The organism is Empedobacter sp. UBA6745, assembly GCF_002453775.1.
In the GTDB taxonomy this organism is placed as follows: domain Bacteria; phylum Bacteroidota; class Bacteroidia; order Flavobacteriales; family Weeksellaceae; genus Empedobacter; species Empedobacter falsenii_C.
The window spans coordinates 47,335-59,711 of record NZ_DKHL01000019.1; the positions used below are offsets into that span (position 1 = coordinate 47,335).

9 protein-coding genes and 1 pseudogene are annotated in these 12,377 nt (G+C 33.5%); 8 read left to right on the forward strand and 2 right to left on the reverse strand.

Going from position 1 to position 12,377, the window contains the following annotated elements:
• Positions 1–186: 186 nt before the first annotated feature.
• Positions 187–1,632: a tRNA (N6-isopentenyl adenosine(37)-C2)-methylthiotransferase MiaB gene (miaB, locus tag B4H69_RS06670; protein WP_180905136.1), complete on the reverse strand. Its 1,446-nt coding sequence runs from the start codon at positions 1,630–1,632 to the stop codon at positions 187–189.
• Positions 1,633–1,755: 123 nt separating this feature from the next.
• Here miaB and B4H69_RS06675 point away from each other — a divergent pair, with 123 nt between their 5' ends.
• From B4H69_RS06675 to gldN, 8 genes and pseudogenes are all read left to right on the forward strand, one after another.
• Positions 1,756–2,550 carry a hypothetical protein gene (locus B4H69_RS06675; RefSeq protein ID WP_180905135.1) on the forward strand — a complete coding sequence of 265 codons (795 nt, stop codon included), beginning with the start codon at positions 1,756–1,758 and terminating at the stop codon, positions 2,548–2,550.
• Positions 2,551–2,635: 85 nt separating this feature from the next.
• Positions 2,636–4,668, forward strand: a pseudogene (topA, locus tag B4H69_RS06680) (type I DNA topoisomerase); the annotation flags it as partial.
• Between the two features lie 9 nt (positions 4,669–4,677).
• Positions 4,678–5,160, forward strand: coding sequence for a topoisomerase C-terminal repeat-containing protein (locus tag B4H69_RS06685; RefSeq protein ID WP_291093246.1), 483 nt, complete (start codon positions 4,678–4,680; stop codon positions 5,158–5,160).
• Positions 5,160–6,311 (forward strand): hypothetical protein, encoded by a 1,152-nt coding sequence (locus B4H69_RS06690; protein ID WP_180905133.1) that lies wholly within the window; start codon positions 5,160–5,162, stop codon positions 6,309–6,311. Before B4H69_RS06685 ends, B4H69_RS06690 begins: the two co-directional genes overlap by 1 nt.
• 108 nt (positions 6,312–6,419) lie before the next feature.
• Entirely contained in the window at positions 6,420–7,859 is a 1,440-nt protein-coding gene (gene gldK, locus B4H69_RS06695; RefSeq protein ID WP_280045239.1) for a gliding motility lipoprotein GldK, read from the forward strand.
• Between the two features lie 36 nt (positions 7,860–7,895).
• Complete coding sequence (gldL, locus tag B4H69_RS06700; protein WP_125349619.1) at positions 7,896–8,567, forward strand: gliding motility protein GldL; 672 nt, start codon at positions 7,896–7,898, stop codon at positions 8,565–8,567.
• 49 nt (positions 8,568–8,616) lie between these two features.
• On the forward strand, positions 8,617–10,185 hold the full coding sequence (locus B4H69_RS06705) for a GldM family protein (RefSeq protein WP_180905131.1): 1,569 nt from the start codon (positions 8,617–8,619) through the stop codon (positions 10,183–10,185).
• A gap of 23 nt (positions 10,186–10,208) precedes the next feature.
• Complete coding sequence (gene gldN / locus B4H69_RS06710) at positions 10,209–11,111, forward strand: gliding motility protein GldN (RefSeq protein ID WP_038332933.1); 903 nt, start codon at positions 10,209–10,211, stop codon at positions 11,109–11,111.
• Between the two features lie 166 nt (positions 11,112–11,277).
• Here gldN and B4H69_RS06715 read toward each other — a convergent pair whose 3' ends face one another.
• Entirely contained in the window at positions 11,278–12,330 is a 1,053-nt protein-coding gene (locus tag B4H69_RS06715) for an endonuclease/exonuclease/phosphatase family protein (RefSeq protein WP_280045240.1), read from the reverse strand.
• Positions 12,331–12,377 lie beyond the last annotated feature (47 nt).

Sequence of the window (12,377 nt, forward strand, 5' to 3'; positions counted from 1 at the left end):
TATTGTCTTATTAAAACCGACATTTCGAGTGAAATTCTTTAGAATTTTGTATCGAGAAAAAGGTTTTAAACTATTAAAATTCTATTCTCGATACAATTTTTAATCATTTTATTCATAAAAATCACTCGAATTGACGAATTTTATTTTTAGTATACAATTGACAGATTGATTGTTGAAAAAGATAAATTAATCTTCAATCATTTCACCAATCAAAGTTGCCGTTGTACAGCTATTTGCTTTTACGTTTACAAAATCACCAACTTTAGTTCCTTCTACTTTAGGGAAAACTAAAACTGCATTTTGCGTATTACGTCCGTACCAGAAATTTTCGTCACGTTTAGAGTTACCTTCAATCAAAACTTCATGAATTTTTCCAACATAACTATTCATACGCTCAGCAGAATGTTTTTGTTGCATTTCGATGATTTCTTGTAAACGACGTTTTTTATCTTCTGGTAAAACATCATCAGGCATTTTTTTGTGCGCTGGTGTTCCAGGACGCTCAGAATAAGCGAACATATAACCGAAATCATATTTCACATATTCCATTAACGATAATGTATCTTTGTGTTCTTCTTCTGTTTCGCCACAGAAACCTGCAATCATATCGTGAGATAAAGCACAATCTGGAACGATACGACGAATTTTATCAATTAATTCGAAATATTCTTCACGAGTATGTTGACGATTCATACGTTCTAAAACAGTCGTAGAACCCGATTGAACAGGTAAGTGAATGTATTTACAAATGTTTTTGTGTTTCGCCATCATTTCTAATACGCTTTCTTCCATATCTTGTGGATTAGAAGTTGAGAAACGTAAACGAATATTAGGAAACTGCGTAGCAACCATGTCTAATAATTGCGCAAAATCTACAGCAGTCGCTTTCTGAATATCAGTTGCATTTTTGAAATCCTTTTTTGGTCCTCCACCATACCATAAATATGAATCGACATTTTGACCTAAAAGTGTAATTTCCTTGTAACCAGATTCTGCTAATTCTTTACATTCATTCAAAATTGAGTGCGGATCACGAGAACGCTCACGACCGCGCGTAAAAGGTACAACACAGAACGTACACATGTTATCACAGCCACGAGTAATCGTAACGAAAGCTGTAACGCCATTTCCACCTAAACGAACAGGAGAAATTTCGGCATACGTTTCTTCTTTTGATAATTGTACATTTACTGCATCACGACCATCTTCTACATCGTTGATTAAGTTTGGTAAATCGCGGTAAGCATCAGGTCCAACAACGATATCAACTAAATGTTCTTCTTCAAGAAATTTATGTTTCAAACGTTCCGCCATACAACCTAAAACACCAATTTTAAGACTTGGATTTTGTTTTTTGATCGCGTTTAAAGTTCCTAAACGTTTACGAACTGTTTGTTCCGCTTTTTCACGAATCGAACAAGTATTTAAAAGAATTAAATCTGCTTCGTCAACTTTTTGAGTGGTTTGGTAACCTTCGTTATTTAGAATAGATGCAACAATTTCACTATCCGAGAAATTCATTTGACATCCGTAACTTTCTAAGAATAATTTCTTTGTTGCATTACGAGTAGGAGCAGTCATCAAAGCCTCTCCTTGTCTTGCTTCATCTATATGTTTTTCTTCTGTATGCATTCTAAAATGGATATTTTATCGTGCAAAAATAATAAATCTATGTGACATATTGGCAGTAAAATTTTCTTTTGCATTTTATTAACATTTTGTAGATTTGAGGAAATCTAAAAAAAATATAAAACTATGGATGATAGAATTAGACAAAGAATAGAAGAAATTAAGCAACGTGGAGTTAATATAAACGTTGGAGATATTTTTTCAAAATCATGGGAAATTTTTTCGGGAATCGCATTATATGCAATTCTTGCAATTGTAATTACATTCGCAATTAGCTTCACAATTAATTTTATTTTAGGATTAATCATTTCGGTACCTACTTTTGCTATTTCAGATATGTCTGATGTAGATGAAGTTTATGCGGAAGCTTTATCTCCTTTAGCGTGGGTGAGTAATATTGTTAGTATTGTAGTTGCAGCAGCTTTAGCACCGATTACAGTAAGTATTTTGACAATGGCTAAAAAATTTAATAAACATCAAAATCCTGACTTTTCAGATTTGTTTATTCATTATAAAGATGGAAAATTTGGGGTGATTTTTACAACATATTTAGCTGTTCAATTTTTAGGATTCATAGGTATTTTATTATGTATTGTACCTGGGTTCATTTTCTATGTTACATCAATATTAGCAATTCCGTTTGTTTTGTTTACAGGTTTTACAACAACGGAAGCTATAAAATCAAGTGTAAGTATTTTATTTAAAAACTTCGGATCAGCATTTGTTTTTTGTTTGGCTTGTTTTGGAGTCGCAATTTTAGGAGCACTTGCTTGTGGAGTTGGATTATTAGTAGCAATGCCTCTAATCTATATTGCGACATATGTTTTATATGAAACAGTTATAGGAACAGAAGACGACGAACAATCAGAAATAGACAAAATCGGAACAGATATTTACAAGGATAATCCTTACATGAAATAGATAAAAATACGGAGCAGTTGAAAATCATTTTTGGCTGCTTCATTTTTTTGTTATTAATTTTGCAGAAATTTTTTAAGAAAACAATATGTCTAAAAATCTCGTTATTGTTGAGTCCCCAGCAAAAGCTAAAACCATTCAAGGTTTTTTAGGTGATGATTTTATCGTGGAATCAAGTTTTGGTCACGTGGTCGATTTACCAAAGAAAGGAATGGGAATCGAAATCGAGAATCATTATAAGCCAATATACGAAGTAACACCTGATAAAAAGGAGGTTGTAAGTAAACTAAAAAAATTGTCTTCGAAAGCCCAAACAATTTGGTTAGCATCCGATGAGGACCGCGAAGGAGAAGCAATTTCTTGGCATTTGTATCATGTTCTAGGATTAGAAAAGAAAGATACAAAACGTATTGTTTTTAATGAAATTACGAAAAAAGCGATTCAACGTGCGGTAGAAAATCCACGTCAGATTGATGAAAATTTGGTTGATGCGCAACAAGCTCGTCGTGTTTTGGACAGATTAGTTGGTTTCGAAATGTCGCCAATTTTATGGAAGAAAATCAAACCAGGTTTATCAGCAGGACGTGTTCAATCAGTTTCTGTTCGATTAATTGTCGAACGTGAAAAAGAAATTCAAAATTTTGTTCCAGTTTCGTCATATAAATTCATTGCAATTTTTGAAACGAATGAAGGAAGAACCTTAAAAGCAGTTTTAACAAAAGAATTTTCAACGTTAAAAGAAGCCGAAGATTTCTTAGAAACCTGTGTTGGAGNNTAAACGATTTACAAAAGAAACCTGCAAAACGTACACCTTCTGCGCCGTTTACAACATCAACTTTGCAACAAGAAGCATCTCGTAAATTAGGTTTTTCAGTTTCGAGAACGATGCGTGTTGCACAACAATTATACGAATCTGGACATATCACATATATGAGAACGGATAGTGTGAATTTGTCTGATGACGCTTTAACAGCGGTAAAAGCTGAGATAGAATCTGCTTACGGAAACAAATATGTTGAGATAAGAAAATACAAAAACAAAAATTCATCTGCACAAGAAGCGCACGAGGCGATTCGTCCAACGCATTTTGAAAATCATTCGATTAATGCAGACGATTCAATGCGAAAATTGTACGAATTAATTTGGAAACGTACAGTTGCTTCTCAAATGGCAAATGCTGAACTGGAGCGAACTATCATTGATATTGATAACAACAAAAACAACTTTATTTTCCAAGCGAAAGGAGAAGTAATTGTGTTTGATGGTTTCTTAAAAGTTTACCAAGAATCGTTTGACGACGAGGATGCAGATGACGATAAAGTATTATTGCCAAGTGTGAAAGTTAATGAGCAATTGAAAGCAGATGAAATAAACGGTACTGAACGTTTTTCTCGTCCTGCGGCTCGTTATACAGAGGCATCTTTGGTGAAAAAATTAGAAGAATTAGGAATTGGTCGTCCGTCAACTTATGCACCAACGATTTCTACAATCCAAAATAGAGGTTATGTGGAAGTTGGTGAATTGGATGGTCAAGAACGAAAATATAATACCTTAACGTTAATTGATAATCAAATCAAAAAAGTTCAACAAAAAGAAATTTTTGGTGCTGATCGTCGCAAATTAATGCCAACGGATATCGGAATCGTGGTAAATGATTTCTTGGTTGATTATTTTACGAATGTGATGGATTATGATTTTACGGCGCGTGTCGAAAATAGTTTTGATGAAATTGCGGAAGGTAAATTGAATTGGACAAAAATGATTGATGAATTTTACACGAAATTTCATCATGTTGTAGAAGATGTTCAAGAAAATGCAGATCGTGCAACTGGAGAACGCGAATTGGGAATTGATCCTGTTTCGGGTAAAAAAGTGCATGCGCGTATTGGACGTTTTGGACCAATGATTCAGATTGGTGAAGCAGAAGATGAAGAAAAACCTCGTTTTGCAAGTCTTCAAAAACATCAATCTATTCATAATATTACCTTAGAAGAGGCAATGAAATTGTTCGAATTACCAAAAACTTTAGGTGAATATAAAGCGCACGAAGTGGAGGTAAATATCGGACGTTTTGGACCTTATGTGAAATTTGATGATAAATATATTTCTATTCCGAAAGAGGAAGATCCAATGGATTTATCATTTGATCGAGCAGTAGAATTAATTGAAGAAAAATTAAAAGCTGATGCGCCGATTGCACAATACGAAGGGTATGATGTAACAAAGGGAAAAGGACGTTTTGGACCGTTTATCAAATGGAACGAATGGTTTATTAATGTTCCGAAAAAATACGATTTCGATCATTTATCTCAAGCTGATATTATCGAATTGATTGAAGATAAAAAACGTAAAGAATCTGAACGTGTTGTTCGCGAATGGGCAGAACAGGAAATTCGTTTAGAGAAAGCGCGTTGGGGACGTTATAATTTGATTCAAGGAAAAATAAAAGTTGAGTTATCGAAAGAGACGAATCCAGAAGCGTTGACTTTGGCTGAGGTTGAAAAATTAATAGAAGCAGCAAAACCGAAAAAGAAAGCTGCGGCTAAAAAAGCACCAGCAAAAAAGACAACTGCGAAGAAAACGACAACTAAAAAAACAACGACTAAAAAGTAATGTACAACGACTTTTTAAAACCCGTTTCTGAAGAATTACAAGATTTTGCTAAATCTTGTAATTCTTTTGCGTTAGGACAAGCAATAAAATTCCGCGAAGATGTGATCGAAATCGATGAAAAATCGAACGATAAAATCGCAATTATTGGTGTGACAGAATCTCGTTCGAAACAAAAAGACTTGATCGAAGATGTAGATTTTAGCCTTGTTCGTACACAATTGTACGAATTGCAAATGGGAAATTGGTCGATAGATTTGTACGATTTTGGTGATGTTGTTTATTATGATGATAAAGCGGAAACCGAAAAAGTTTTTAGAGAAGTTACAAACGGATTAATTCGTGATGGATATGTCGTTGTTATTTTGGGTGGAAATCCAAGTTTAGGTTATCAACAATATCGTGCGTATGACGAAATTGTTGATAAAGTTTATTACCTAACAATCGATCATAAATTACGATTAGGTAAAGATGAAGCGCAAACAACAGAAAATAATTATTTAACAAAAATTATTTCGAATGAGCCTTTCAATTTATTGGATTATACGAATATTGGTTTTCAAACATATTTTGTTGCGCAAGAAAAATTAGATTTGTTAGATCAGTTAAATTTTGATGCTGTTCGTTTGGGGGTAATTTCCGAAAATGTAAAAGAAATAGAACCTTATTCTCGAGATGCTAATGCAGCTTTGCTTAATTTATCGAGTTTGCAAGGTTCGGATTTCTCTTCTTCAAAAAATATGACGCCAAATGGATTTTCTTCGCGCGAAATTTGTGCGTTGACAAGATATTTAGGTTTCAGCAATAAATTGACTTCACTTTACGTTTGTGATTATATCGAAAATTATAAAAAATTAGATCATCTATTAATTTCGCAGATGATTTGGTATTTTATTGATGGGAAAAATCATCGTCCAGAGATAAAAAGTTTTGGTGATGCACAATATTTTGAGAAAATTTTTGTTCCTACAGAAGGATACAATTATATTTTTTATCGAAATATATTAACCAATCAATTGTGGATAGAAGTTGATAACACTGTTGATGGAGAGCGAAAATTTGAAATTATTCCATGTTCAGAAAAAGATTATGAACAAGCCTTGAATGGTGAAATACCGAATAGGTGGTGGAAATATTTCAAAAAATTTTATTAAAAAATAAAGAACAATTTTAAAAATCAATTAATAAATTGCCTTAATTTGTAGCCTTATTAATTGAGAACTAAAAGTATAAAACCTGTATAAAAATAAATCTATAACAGAATGAATAGAATTTTGGTAAGTGCATTGTTGCTATCTCTTTCTTTATCATCATGTAAAATGTTGAAGAACAGAGGGAGTAGTGATAGAAATGATGGACAAATAGTTTCGAAAACATCTTCGGCTTGGACGCCAGTTCGTCCAAAGGGAATGGTTCCGATTCCGAGTGGATCGTTTGTTTTAGGACAAACCGATTACGATTTTACAAAAACAAATGATGCTCCAGTAAAAACGGTTACTGTTACAGGTTTCTTTATGGATGATACAGAGATTACAAATTCTGAGTATCAGTATTTTGTAAATTATGTAAAAGATTCTATCGCTCGTACTGCTTTGGCAAACAAGGCAGAATCATTAGGTTTTGACCCAATGAATCCAAATAATGGAGCTGGAGGTATTGGGGATTATGCATACATTTCTGGTTCACAAGATGGACAAGGAACGCCATATGACGAATATATTAAAAACAGTAATACAGGTCGTGATGGTCAATCTTTAGATGCAAAGAAATTAAATTGGAAACAGCGCTTGGAGTGGGATAAATACAAATATCCAGATGTAGATTATGCAGAGGTTATGGAAGGGTTATATTATCCACCAGAAGAGCGTATGAATGGAGAAAGACGTATTGATACACGTAAATTAAACTATTCTTATGTAACAGTTGACCAAACTGCAGCTGCAAAAAAACGTGGTACTTTCCGTGTAGATTTTCGTAAAGAATTTAGTTTAAATATCTATCCAGATACAACAGTTTGGGTAAGAGATTTCAACTATTCTTACAATGATCCAATGCACCAAGATTATTTTTGGCACAAAGCTTACGCAAATTATCCTGTTGTAGGTATTAACTGGAATCAAGCAACTGCTTTTTGTGATTTCCGTACAAGATATCATAATACAGCATTAAATAATAAGAAGAAAAGAGGAAGTCAAGTTAAAGTAATTAGCTACCGTTTACCAACAGAAATTGAGTGGGAATACGCTGCAAAAGGTGGTTTAGAAAATGCACCTTATCCTTGGGGAGGACCTTACTTGACAGATGATAGAGGTTGTTATTTAGCGAACTTCAAACCAAAACGTGGAGATTATTTAGAAATCAACGATGGTAAGAAAACAGGTTATATGTATACAGCTCCTGTAAAAACATTCCGTGCAAATGGATATGGACTTTACGATATGGCTGGTAACGTAGCTGAGTGGACAAGTTCTCCTTACAACAGATCTTCTTATACAATGTCTTCAACACTTAATCCGTCAATTACAATGTCTGGAGAAGTAAATAGAAGTGTAAGAGGAGGATCTTGGAAAGATGTTGGATACTTATTAATGACTTCAGCAAGAGATTGGGAACATAAAGATTCAGCAAGAAGTTTCATCGGATTCCGTACAGTTCAATCATTCCCAGAAGGATCAAAAGTAAATTTTAGAAAAACCAAATAACCTAATTAATAAAACAATTTAATAAAAAGCACTCTTATGGCAGTACAAGCTTCAAAACAAGAACGTCTTACAAATTTTTTGTATAATTTCTTTGCCGCAGTAGTAATTATCGGGGCATTATGTAAAATTACTCACACGAATTTAGGACCAATATCAGCCAATTTAATCTTAACAATTGGATTAGTAGCTGAAGCATTCGTTTTCTTTTATTCAGCATTCTTCGATAAACCTCAAGGAAGCTATGAATGGGAAAAAGCTTATCCAGAATTATTAAACGGAGAGCCAGTACAAAGAAAAACTGCGGCTGTTGCAACTGCAGGAAACAACTTAACTGCTGAGTTAGACAAAGTATTAGCAGATGCAAAATTAGACAAAGAAGTTTTCGAAAGATTACGTGGTTCTTTAGATAAATTTGGTTCAGCTGTTAATGAATTAAACACAACAACATCAGCTGTTGCCTCAACAGAACAATATAGCAACGAAATTGCAAAAGCATCAACTAATATCAGCCAATTAAATGCTGTATATGCTGAGCAAATTGTAAATAGCCAAAAACAAGTAGAATTAAATAAACAATTTATCGAAGAAATGCAAAAATCTTCAGGTAGTTCAGAGCAATTCTTGAAAGAAATGCAAGAGCTTTCTGCTAACATTAATGCATTAAACAAAGTATACGGAGGTATGCTTTCTGCAATGAAAAACAACTAATCATTGTACGATAAATTAAACTAATTATTCATTAATTCTATAAATTATTATGGCAGGAGGTGGTAGACTAACCGGACGTCAGAAGATGATCAACCTGATGTATCTCGTGTTCATTGCAATGATGGCTTTGAACGTGGATCGTGAGGTGTTGAGATCTTTCGAAACGATAAATACTTCTTTAGAGTCAACAACGACTTTAACGAAAACAAATAACGATACCTTCTATGGTCAAATTGATCTAAAAGCGAAGGATGATCCAACTTATGCAAAAACTCAAGCTGAGGCTGCAGAAGTTAAAAAGCAAACAAATGATTTTGTTGCTTATATCGATGGATTGAAAAAAGAATTAGCTGGTGCAGATTTTGTTTCTGGAGCAGAAGATACAGATTACAATGCATTGTCTAATACGGAGCCTGTTGTTTCTTTATTTTTTAAAGGAAAAGGAGGTGACAAAGGAAATGAGAAAGCACAAGAGTTTACAAACAAAATTGATGGTTTCAGAAATTTCTTAATGACTTTCGCTAAGCAAAGTCCTGATGCTAAAAATGCTGAAGCTCGTATCAACGAATTTTTTGGAACAACTCCAAAATCGAAGAAACAAAGTTGGATGCAAGAGAGATTCTATGATCAACCAATGGTTGCATCATTAACGAATTTATCTAAAATGCAAATGGATGCACGTACAGAAGAAGGTAACTTAGTAAGAGCACTATTATCTGGTAAATTAGAAGAAAAAATCGAGTTGGATGCTTTCCAAGGTTTATTCTTATCGCCAGGTGTTGTAAAAGTAGGTGACGAAGCTGTTCTTAATGTAGTTTTAGGAGCTTACGATAATTCAATCAAAGGTTCTGTTTCTACAAGTGTTGGTTCTGCTGCTGTTGTTGATGGTAAAGCATCTATTAAGTTGAATACATCTGCAGTTGGTATGCATCAATTAACAGGTAACATTACTTATGTGTCGAATGGAAAAACTAAAACGGTTAATATTGCACCTTCAACTTATCAAGTTGTAGCTCAAACATTAGATAAAAAAGCTGCAGAAATTATTGAAAAAGATCCAACAGGAGGTTCTATTGTTGCAGATAATTTACGTGTAGTTTACCGTGGAGTAACTAACCCAATTTCAGCTACAATCAACGGAGCAAATGGACCTGTTAGTTTAAGCGCTTCTTCTGGAAGTCCTTCTGGAGCGGGTGCTAACAAATGGAATTATACACCTGGAGGAGGAAACGAAGTGGTGTTTACGGCATCTGCAAGAGCAAGTTCTGGTAAAACATTATCAGTTCGCGAAACATTCCGTATCAAACCAGTTCCACCAGCACGTGGTGTAATTTTAGGAAATACAAGTCCAGCTATTCCAGATAATGGAATTGCAGCACAAACAATTCGTGTAGATTGGCCAGATTTCTTATTCCCAATTTCGGGAGAAGTAACATCTTTCAATGTTAAAGTTCCTGGTCAGGCAACGGCTCGTGTTTCTGGAAATAAAATGTCAGGAGCGGCTGGAGTTATTTCGAAAGCGAAAAAAGGTGATATTATTGGTGTTTTCGATATTAAATATCGTACAAATTCAGGAGCAACTGGAGAAGCATCATCTATCGCAATTCAAGTACAATAATTTAAAAAGTAAAAATTTAAAATATGAAGTATCTTTTGTTTGGTTTAATGAGTTTTTTCTCAACTCTTACAATGGCGCAAAATGTTCTTAATGCTGTTTCGCCTGAACAGTTAAGAAAAGACCGCGAAAATAAAACAAGAGTTGATGAAGCTGGAGATACAGTAAGTACGGCTCAAGATCCTATGAAATATGGCTTTATCGAAGATAAAGATGTTTTATGGTCGAAAGTTGTATGGGAAGTAATTGATTTGAATGAGCGTCTAAATCAACCTTATTATAGATCTGGTGATGAGTTAGTGCAAAATTCAAAATCATTATACGATGTATTGGTTGACGGAGTTCGTAGCAAAAAGATTAGAGAAGTTTACGACGATGAGTACTTTCAAACTAAAATGAGTTATGAGCAAATTATGGCTCGTAATGAGAAGAAAGATACACAACAGTATTACTACGATATGAAAGCTGCTGGAGAAACTCCTGACGAAGCTGCTATTTTTAATTATAAAATTAAATCTGACGATATCAAAATGGTAAAAACGAAAGGTCTTTGGTACATTGATCGTCGTTTAGGAGAATTAAAATATCGTTTATTAGGTTTAGCAATTATGGGACCTGATGCGCAGTCTTTAGGGACTGAGTTTGCTGACGGAGCTTTCGTAGATTTATTCTGGATTTGGTATCCAGATGCTCGTAATGTTTTGGTGAATGCAACGGTATTCAATCCAAGTAATTCAAATTCGGCAATTACATATGATGAGATGTTAAATGCACGTAGATTTAGTTCTATTATTTACAAAGCTCAAACAATGTATGGAACGAAAATGATTGATGATTACATTCCAAATGATGCGAAAGGTCAATTAGAAGAACATCACAAAATTAGAAATTCTATCATTCAGTCAGAAGCTGATATGTGGAATTACTAATCAGAATACAAAACAAAAAAAATCCAGTCATTTGACTGGATTTTTTTGTTTATATATTTATAAGAATTTAACTTTCTAAAATCTAAAATCTAAAATCTAAAATCTAAAATCTAAAATCTAAAATCTAAAATCTAAAATCTAAAATCTAAAATCTAAAATCTAAAATTTAATTCGCATCTCCTTTTTCAATTCCTTCCTCTATTTTTTCTTCAACTTCAACCTTCTCTTCATGGTCCAATTTCATTTCTCCCGAATCATCATCACTACGTAAAACAACTTGAATACTGATAGGAAAATGATCCGAACCAATATTTGGTTCTCGTATCATATCAATTAATCGAAATTGAGAACTCAAAAAATAATGATCCAAAGGCCAACGTAAGAACCAATGATGCGCATGAAAAGTATTGAACATTCCACGACCACGACGAGGATCTAAAAGTTGCGAAGTTTTCAAAAATAAACGTGTTGTTCTGCTCCACGCAACATCATTCAAATCTCCAAAAACAATACACGCTTTTCCATATTCTTTCGCTTGTTTTCCAATAATCAAAATCTCAGCATCGCGTTCAGCACTTTCTTCATTTTCTTGCGGAACTGGCGGAGTTGGATGTAAACCATACAAACGAACAATTTGATTATTATATTCGATATCAGCAATAATTGAAGGGATTTCTGTGCTGATTAAATAATTAATTTCTTGGTATTTTATAGGTAATTTAGAGTAAAACAATAATCCATAAGTATTTTCTAACGGAACTTCTATTTTGTACTCAAAATCGTTTGTAGCCTCTTTTATTTGTTCCATCCATTCGTTGTTCGTTTCTAATAAAAAAACGATATCAGGATTTCTTTTCTTAATTAATTCAACCAAATTTTGATATTTCGTATTGTCTTGCAAAACATTATAAACAAGTAAATCAAGCGGTTTTTCATTTGGTTTTAAGAATACTTGTTCAATCATTTTTTTACCAAAAGGAGAATAAGGAATAATGACCCAAAGCAAATAAATCGCAGCAAAAATCAAACAAATAAATAAACTTATTGTGACTGAAGTTTTAGGTACAAAAATGAATAAAATAGAAGTTACAATTACCAAAGCAAATTTTTGAAATCGAGGATAATCAAAAACTCTAACCGTCCAATGTGTATGTTTGATGAAAGGAATAATGACGGAAAGGATAATGAGGCAGGAAATTATGGTATAGAATATTTGCATAAAATGGTTGATTTTAAGAATAAAGATAAGTAAAACCGAAACATTAT

Excerpts from the sequence above, each read along its gene's own strand:
- miaB (WP_180905136.1), bottom strand. The coding sequence starts at position 1,632 with ATGCATACAGAAGAAAAACATATAGATGAAGCAAGACAAGGAGAGGCT.
- B4H69_RS06675 (WP_180905135.1), top strand. The coding sequence starts at position 1,756 with ATGGATGATAGAATTAGACAAAGAATAGAAGAAATTAAGCAACGTGGA.
- B4H69_RS06685 (WP_291093246.1), top strand. The coding sequence starts at position 4,678 with ATGGATTTATCATTTGATCGAGCAGTAGAATTAATTGAAGAAAAATTA.
- B4H69_RS06690 (WP_180905133.1), top strand. The coding sequence starts at position 5,160 with ATGTACAACGACTTTTTAAAACCCGTTTCTGAAGAATTACAAGATTTT.
- gldK (WP_280045239.1), top strand. The coding sequence starts at position 6,420 with ATGAATAGAATTTTGGTAAGTGCATTGTTGCTATCTCTTTCTTTATCA.
- gldL (WP_125349619.1), top strand. The coding sequence starts at position 7,896 with ATGGCAGTACAAGCTTCAAAACAAGAACGTCTTACAAATTTTTTGTAT.
- B4H69_RS06705 (WP_180905131.1), top strand. The coding sequence starts at position 8,617 with ATGGCAGGAGGTGGTAGACTAACCGGACGTCAGAAGATGATCAACCTG.
- gldN (WP_038332933.1), top strand. The coding sequence starts at position 10,209 with ATGAAGTATCTTTTGTTTGGTTTAATGAGTTTTTTCTCAACTCTTACA.
- B4H69_RS06715 (WP_280045240.1), bottom strand. The coding sequence starts at position 12,330 with ATGCAAATATTCTATACCATAATTTCCTGCCTCATTATCCTTTCCGTC.